6 protein-coding genes are annotated in these 6,252 nt (G+C 71.5%); 3 read left to right on the plus strand and 3 right to left on the minus strand.

Annotated elements, in window-relative coordinates; genetic code table 11:
* Positions 1 to 37 precede the first annotated feature (37 nt).
* Both ACFWSK_RS12765 and ACFWSK_RS12770 read left to right on the plus strand, forming a co-directional pair.
* A complete protein-coding gene (locus ACFWSK_RS12765) occupies positions 38 to 1,129 on the plus strand; it encodes a sugar phosphate nucleotidyltransferase (RefSeq protein WP_383784010.1) in 1,092 nt (363 codons plus the stop codon).
* Between the two features lie 89 nt (positions 1,130 to 1,218).
* Positions 1,219 to 2,229 (plus strand): DNA-3-methyladenine glycosylase family protein, encoded by a 1,011-nt coding sequence (locus ACFWSK_RS12770; protein ID WP_383784013.1) that lies wholly within the window; start codon positions 1,219 to 1,221, stop codon positions 2,227 to 2,229.
* Positions 2,230 to 2,244: 15 nt separating this feature from the next.
* On the opposite strand, the gene ACFWSK_RS12775 is transcribed toward ACFWSK_RS12770, so the two are convergent.
* Genes ACFWSK_RS12775 through ACFWSK_RS12785 form a run of 3 tightly spaced genes read right to left on the minus strand, consistent with a single transcriptional unit; the run spans position 2,245 to position 5,088 of the window.
* A complete protein-coding gene (locus tag ACFWSK_RS12775) occupies positions 2,245 to 3,621 on the minus strand; it encodes a coenzyme F420-0:L-glutamate ligase (RefSeq protein ID WP_383784016.1) in 1,377 nt (458 codons plus the stop codon).
* Positions 3,618 to 4,574, minus strand: a complete 957-nt coding sequence (gene cofD, locus ACFWSK_RS12780; protein WP_383784019.1) for a 2-phospho-L-lactate transferase — start codon at positions 4,572 to 4,574, stop codon at positions 3,618 to 3,620. Before cofD ends, ACFWSK_RS12775 begins: the two co-directional genes overlap by 4 nt.
* Positions 4,575 to 4,587: 13 nt before the next feature.
* Positions 4,588 to 5,088, minus strand: coding sequence for a cysteine dioxygenase (locus ACFWSK_RS12785; RefSeq protein WP_383784022.1), 501 nt, complete (start codon positions 5,086 to 5,088; stop codon positions 4,588 to 4,590).
* A 686-nt stretch (positions 5,089 to 5,774) separates the two neighbouring features.
* On the opposite strand from ACFWSK_RS12785, the gene ACFWSK_RS12790 reads away from it, so the two are divergent.
* A complete protein-coding gene (locus tag ACFWSK_RS12790) occupies positions 5,775 to 6,038 on the plus strand; it encodes a WhiB family transcriptional regulator (protein ID WP_014046372.1) in 264 nt (87 codons plus the stop codon).
* Positions 6,039 to 6,252: the final 214 nt, after the last annotated feature.

Genomic DNA, 6,252 nt, shown 5'->3' on the forward strand with positions numbered 1-6,252 from the left:
ACGAGGCCCGGCCCCAGCAGGAAGCAGAGACAGTGCTGTGACAGAGGCAAAAGAAGCGATCCTCCTGGTCGGCGGCAAGGGCACCCGGCTGCGTCCGCTCACGGTGCACACCCCGAAGCCGATGGTGCCCGCGGCGGGCGTCCCGTTCCTCACCCATCAGCTGGCACGCGCCAGGGCGGCGGGTGTGGAGCACATCGTGCTCGCGACGTCGTACCTGGCGGAGGTCTTCGAGCCGTACTTCGGCGACGGTTCCTCGCTCGGCCTCTCCATCGAGTACGTCACCGAGCGCGAACCGCTCGGTACCGGGGGCGCCATCCGCAACGTGGCCTCCCGGCTGACTTCGGGGCCGGACGAGCCGGTGCTCATCTTCAACGGCGACATCCTCACCGGCCTCGACATCCGTGCGCTCGTCACCTCGCACGCCACGTCCGGGGCGGACGTCTCCCTGCACCTCACCCGGGTCGAGGACCCCCGCGCCTTCGGCCTCGTGCCGACGGACGGCACGGGCAGGGTCACCGCCTTCCTGGAGAAACCGCAGACGCCGGAGGAGATAGTCACCGACCAGATCAACGCGGGGGCGTACATCTTCCGCAGGTCGGTCATCGACACCATCCCGGCCGACCGCCCCGTCTCCGTGGAACGCGAGACCTTCCCCGGGCTCCTCGCCTCGGGCGCCCACCTCCAGGGCATGGTCGACTCCACGTACTGGCTGGACCTCGGAACCCCGCAGGCGTTCGTACGCGGCTCGGCCGACCTTGTCCTCGGCCGCGCCCCGTCCCCGGCGGTCCCGGGCCGCTGCGGCGACCGCCTGGTCCTGCCCACCGCGTCCGTCGCCTCCGACGCCAAACTCACCGGAGGTACGGTCATCGGCGACCGCGCGGTGATCGGCGAAGGTGCCAGGATCAACGGGTCCACGGTGCTGGCCGACGCGGTCGTGGAACCCCACGCGGTGATCACCGACTCCCTGGTCGGCGAGGGTGCCCGTATCGGCAGCCGTACGGTGCTGGCGGGCGCGGTCATCGGCGACGGGGCCCGCGTCGGCGCCGACAACGAACTGCGTGAGGGAGTCCGCGTCTGGTGCGGCGCGACCCTCCCGGACGCCTCGGTCCGCTTCTCCTCCGACGAGTGAGCGGCCACGAGCCGGCGTACGGCCACGACGCACGTCCCGGCCGGCCTTACCCTCGATAGGCACCCACCGACTTTCGAGGACCTCACCCCGTGGCAGGACGTTTCGCACCCCGCACCCACCGAGCGGCGCTTCCGCACCGGGCGACCCCGTCGCCCGCGGACGCCCCGGTGGTGTCGGAGGCCGTCACCCGGGACTGGACCCCGCCGGGGCCGCTGGACCTGCGGCTCGTGCTGGGGCCGCTGCGCCGTGGCCCGGCGGACCCCACGTTCCGGGCGCTCCCCGACGGGTCGTTCTGGCGGGCCACCCGGACCCCCGCCGGCCCCGGCACCCTCCGCCTCGGCGCCCGCGACGGCCGCGTCGAGGCAGCGGCCTGGGGCCCCGGCGCGCAGTGGCTCCTGGACCAGCTCCCGGTGCTGCTGGGGGAGACGGACGACCCCGGCGCCTTCCGCCCGCGCCACCGCCTGCTCGCCCTGTCCCGGCACCGCCGCCCGGGCCTGCGTCTGCTGCGTACGGGTCTGGTCCTCGAATCCCTGATCCCGTCGATCCTGGAACAGAAGGTCACCACCGACGAGGCGTACCGCACCTGGCGCCTCCTGGTCCGCACCTACGGCACCCCGGCCCCCGGACCCGGCGGCCCCCGCTTCGCCGCGCTCCAGCTGTACGTGATGCCGGAAGCCAGGACCTGGGCCCTGATCCCGTCCTGGGAGTGGCACCGCGCGGGAGTCGACGCCAAACGCTCCGAGACCGTCCTGCGCGCGGTCCGGGTGGCGCGCCGGCTGGAGGAGGCGGCGGCCATGGCCCTGCCCGAGGCGGCCGCCCGCCTGGAACTGATCCCCGGCATCGGCCCCTGGACCTCGGCCGAGACCCTCCAGCGCTCGAACGGAGCCCCCGACGCGGTCTCCGTCGGCGACTACCACCTCCCGGGCATCGTCGGCTACGCCCTGGCGGGCAACAGGAACGCCGACGACGAGGAGATGCTGGACCTGCTCACCCCGTACGCGGGCCAACGCCATCGGGCGACCCGGCTGATCCTGCTCTCGGGCCACACCCCGTCCCGCAGGGCCCCGCGCATGACACCGGGCGACATCGCCCACCTCTGACGCACCGGCCTCGCCTCACCTCACCGCGACGAACGCCTCCACCGGCCGCACCCCGCGCTCGGCGGGCGCGGCCGCCGCGTGTCCCACGGCCACCGCGCCGAGCGGGTCCCACGAGGCCGGCAGATCCAGCACCTCGCGCACCACGTCACGGCAGAACATCGTCGAGGACACCCACGCCGAGCCGAGCCGCTCGCCCGCCAGCGCCACGAGGAAGTTCTGCACCCCCGCACCCGCCGCGACCACGAACATCTCGCGCTCCGCCGTGTCCCGCCGTGCGTCCCCGTAGGTGTGCGAGCCGTCCATCACCAGGCACGGCACCGCCAGATACGGCGCCCGGCGCAGCACATCGCCCCGCCGCACCCGCCGCTCGATCGACTCCTCGCTCTTGCCGTCGCGCCGGAGATCGGCGACCCAGGCGTCCCGCATCGCGTCCAGCAGCCGGGTCCGCGACTCGGCCGACTCCAGCAGGACGAAGCGCCACGGCGTCGTGTGATGCGGCGCCGGAGCCGTCACCGCCGCGGCCACCGCCCGCCGGACCGCCGCCGGGTCCACTGGCTCGTCCGTGAACTCCCGCACCGTGCGCCGCAGGGTCACCGCTTCCCGTACCGCCTCGGACGTGCCCAGCCGGAACATGTCATCGGCCGCGCCCCGCACGAGCGCCCGAGCACCGAGGTCGTCCCCCGCACGCTCAGCGGCACCGGCGGAACGAACAGCGCCCGCGGAATCCGCGGCGCCCTCCCCGCCGGCCACCGCGTGCGACAGCCCCCGCACCACCGCGACCGGCAGCCCGGCCGCCTTGCCCTTCACCAGGTCACCGGCCGAGGCCAGCTCGTCCGCGGTGGCGACGACCGTCGCGCTCAACGGATTGCCGAACGCGTCGGTACCGCCGCGCAGATCGTCCAGCACCCGGACCCCGGCCGCCCCGATCGCGACATCCGTCAGACCGTTGCGCCAGGGACGCCCGAAGGTGTCCGTGACGATCACCCCGACCGAGACACCGAGCGTGTCCCGCAGCCCGTCCCGGATCACCCGGGCCGAGGCGTCGGGGTCCTCGGGCAGCAGCAGAACCGTCCCGGCAGGAGTGTTCGAAGCGTCGACCCCGGCCGCGGCCATGATCAGCCCCTGCCGGTTCTCCACGATCCGCAGGGTCCCGCGCCGCGCGACCACCCGCACCGTCTCGGCGTCGATCGCCGCCTCCCGGTCGGCGGCCCGCACGAGGCGGCCCTCCGCCTTGGAGACGATCTTGGAGGTGACGAGCAGGACGTCCCCGTCCACCAGCCCCGGCTCGGTGCCCGCGATCAGCTTCGCGAGGTCGTCCCCGGCCCGTACCTCCGGAATCCCCGGCAGGGCCCACACCCGGTACGAGGGCGCCGCGGCAGGAGCGTCGCTCACGCCCGTACCTCCTCGGCCAGCGCCAGCGCCTGCCGCGCCATCTCGGCCGTCGCGTCCACGTCCGTCATCATCAGCGGCACGGCACGGCACCGGATGCCCGCCGTCTCCACCTCGGCGACCGCACCGGCGTCCACCGTGTCGACGAGCCAGCCGTCGAGCAGCCCGGAGCCGTAGTGCTGGGCCACCGCGGCGGCCGTCGTCTCGACGCCCACCGCGGCCAGCACCTTGTCGGCCATACCGCGCACCGGCGCGTCGCCGACGATGGGGGAGAGGCCGACGACCGGCACCCCGGCCTCGGCGATCGCCTCCCGGATTCCGGGCACGGCCAGAATCGTCCCCACCGAGACCACCGGGTTCGACGGCGGGAAGACGATGACATCGGCCTCCGCGATCGCTTCGAGGACGCCGGGCGCGGGCTTGGCCTGCTCCGCGCCGACCGGCACGATCGCCTGCGCCTCGACCGAAGCGCGCAGCTTCACCCAGTACTCCTGGAAGTGAATGGCTCTGCTCTCGCCTTCGACGTCGACCGCCACATGCGTCTCGACCCGGTCGTCGGTCATCGGCAGCAGCCGGACCCCGGGCTTCCAGCGCGCACAGAGCGCCTCGGTGACCGCGCTCAGCGGATAACCCGCGCCGAGCATCTGCGTACGGACGATGTGGGTCGCGAAGTCACGGTCGCCGAGACCGAACCACTCCGGTCCCACGCCGTACGCCGCGAGTTCCTCCTTGACGTGGAAGCTCTCGTCGGTACGCCCCCAGCCCTGTTCCTCGTTGATGCCACCGCCGAGGGTGTACATCACGGTGTCCAGGTCGGGGCAGACCTTCAGCCCGAACAGATGGATGTCGTCGCCGGTGTTGCCGATCACCGTGATGTCCGCGTCGGGCGCGGCCTGCTTGAGGCCACGCAGAAAACGAGCACCACCGATACCGCCGGCCAGAACCACAATGCGCATGCACAGCAGTTTGTCAGGCAGGTACGACATCCACGGCGGCCGGGGCGCACCGCGCCGCGTGCATCGGCATATCGGTCAGGCCGGGGAAGTAGATGTGCAGGCTGACGGCCGGTTCCAGCGAGTCGTTGACGACCTCGTGGACGTAACCGGGTGCGAAGACGCGCTGCGCACCGGCGTCCAGGGCGCGCGCCCCGTGGCGCGTGTGCTCGGTCAACTGTCCGTCCAGGACGGTCAGTACGCCGGACGACAGGCCGTGGTCGTGGCGCCCGCTGCCCTGGCCGGGTACCCAGCTGAGCAGCCAGACCTCGTAGCCGGGTCCTGTGCGGAGGCGGTGGTACCAGCGGCTCGTGGTGTCGTACTGGACGAGGGACGCCCACTGGGCGCGGTCGGCCGCGATGGAACGGGCCAGGCCGGCGAACTCGGCCACGGTGGAGGGGTGCTCGCGGGCGGGCTGCAGGAGGTGCTGGACCTCAAGGATGTCGCCGGCGATCTGGAGGTCGCTGTCGCTGTTCATGGGTGCGGTGGTTCCTCGGCGTGGGGTGGCACGTGCGGGGGCGTCGCGTGAAGCGGAGTCGCGGGGCTGACGAGTCGCGGGAGCAAAGAGTCGCGCGGAAATCGAAGAGCTGGATCAGAGCTGGAGCGCTAGGGCATCAACAGCTGTGACAGCTGGAACAGCAACAGCGGGCCTGGACAGCGCTGCGGAACCCACGGACGTGGGTTGCGTTCATCGCTGCGGTCGCTGGCATGCAGTCAAGGAGACCGGCTCCCCGCACCTCTGTCAACCCGATGCCCGGTTTGGCGGCAATGTTTCACCTCATCCGGTTACGTGTTTGGGAGAAAGGTTTGTGCAGCCCTCTTAGCGGTCATGTGGCGCATCAACCGTGCCGTTAAACGCCGTTGAGGCCCCGTGACCCGACTGTGATCTTGATCGCTTCAGTGATCGAATCGCGACAATGCCGGGTACCCGGTCGTCTCACGTGGTGAGAGCGCGGGGCGTGTCAGACGCATGGCATATGTCAGGTTTTTGACGATTTGAACACTTTCCGCATACGCTTGGTGCCGCAGAGTGAATCCCGGGGCCAATACCAGATCTTCGCTTGACTGGCCCGGAGATACACACTTGTAATTTCACTCGTGTCGTTCGGCCGCAACCAGAACCGGCCGCAACACGGGGACGCAAGAGACAGACGAGGGGCGCACATGACCGAGCTGTTCCAGCAACTGCTGGTCGAGGACGCGGACGAGGAACTCGGCTGGCAGGAGCGCGCACTGTGCGCCCAGACCGATCCCGAGTCCTTCTTTCCCGAGAAGGGCGGGTCCACCCGCGAGGCCAAGAAGGTCTGTCTCGCTTGTGAGGTCCGTTCCGAATGCCTCGAGTACGCGCTTGCCAACGACGAGCGGTTCGGTATCTGGGGCGGGCTTTCCGAGCGTGAGCGGCGGCGCCTCAAGAAGGCCGCCATCTGAACGCCGTACACCCCAGGCCCGTACACCGCAGGCCCGTACAGCCGCAGGGCCGCACAGCCTCAGCGACGTACGGCCGAACCGGAGCGACGTACCGCTGTGGCACCGCGAGACCGACGACGGTCCGTCCGGGAGCTGACCACTCATCGGCCGCGACCGCCGGAGCGTGACCGGATCGATGGCCCGTTGTCCGGACCCTGCCCCGCAGGGTCCGGAC

The organism is Streptomyces sp. NPDC058620, assembly GCF_042717135.1.
Lineage (GTDB): Bacteria > Actinomycetota > Actinomycetes > Streptomycetales > Streptomycetaceae > Streptomyces.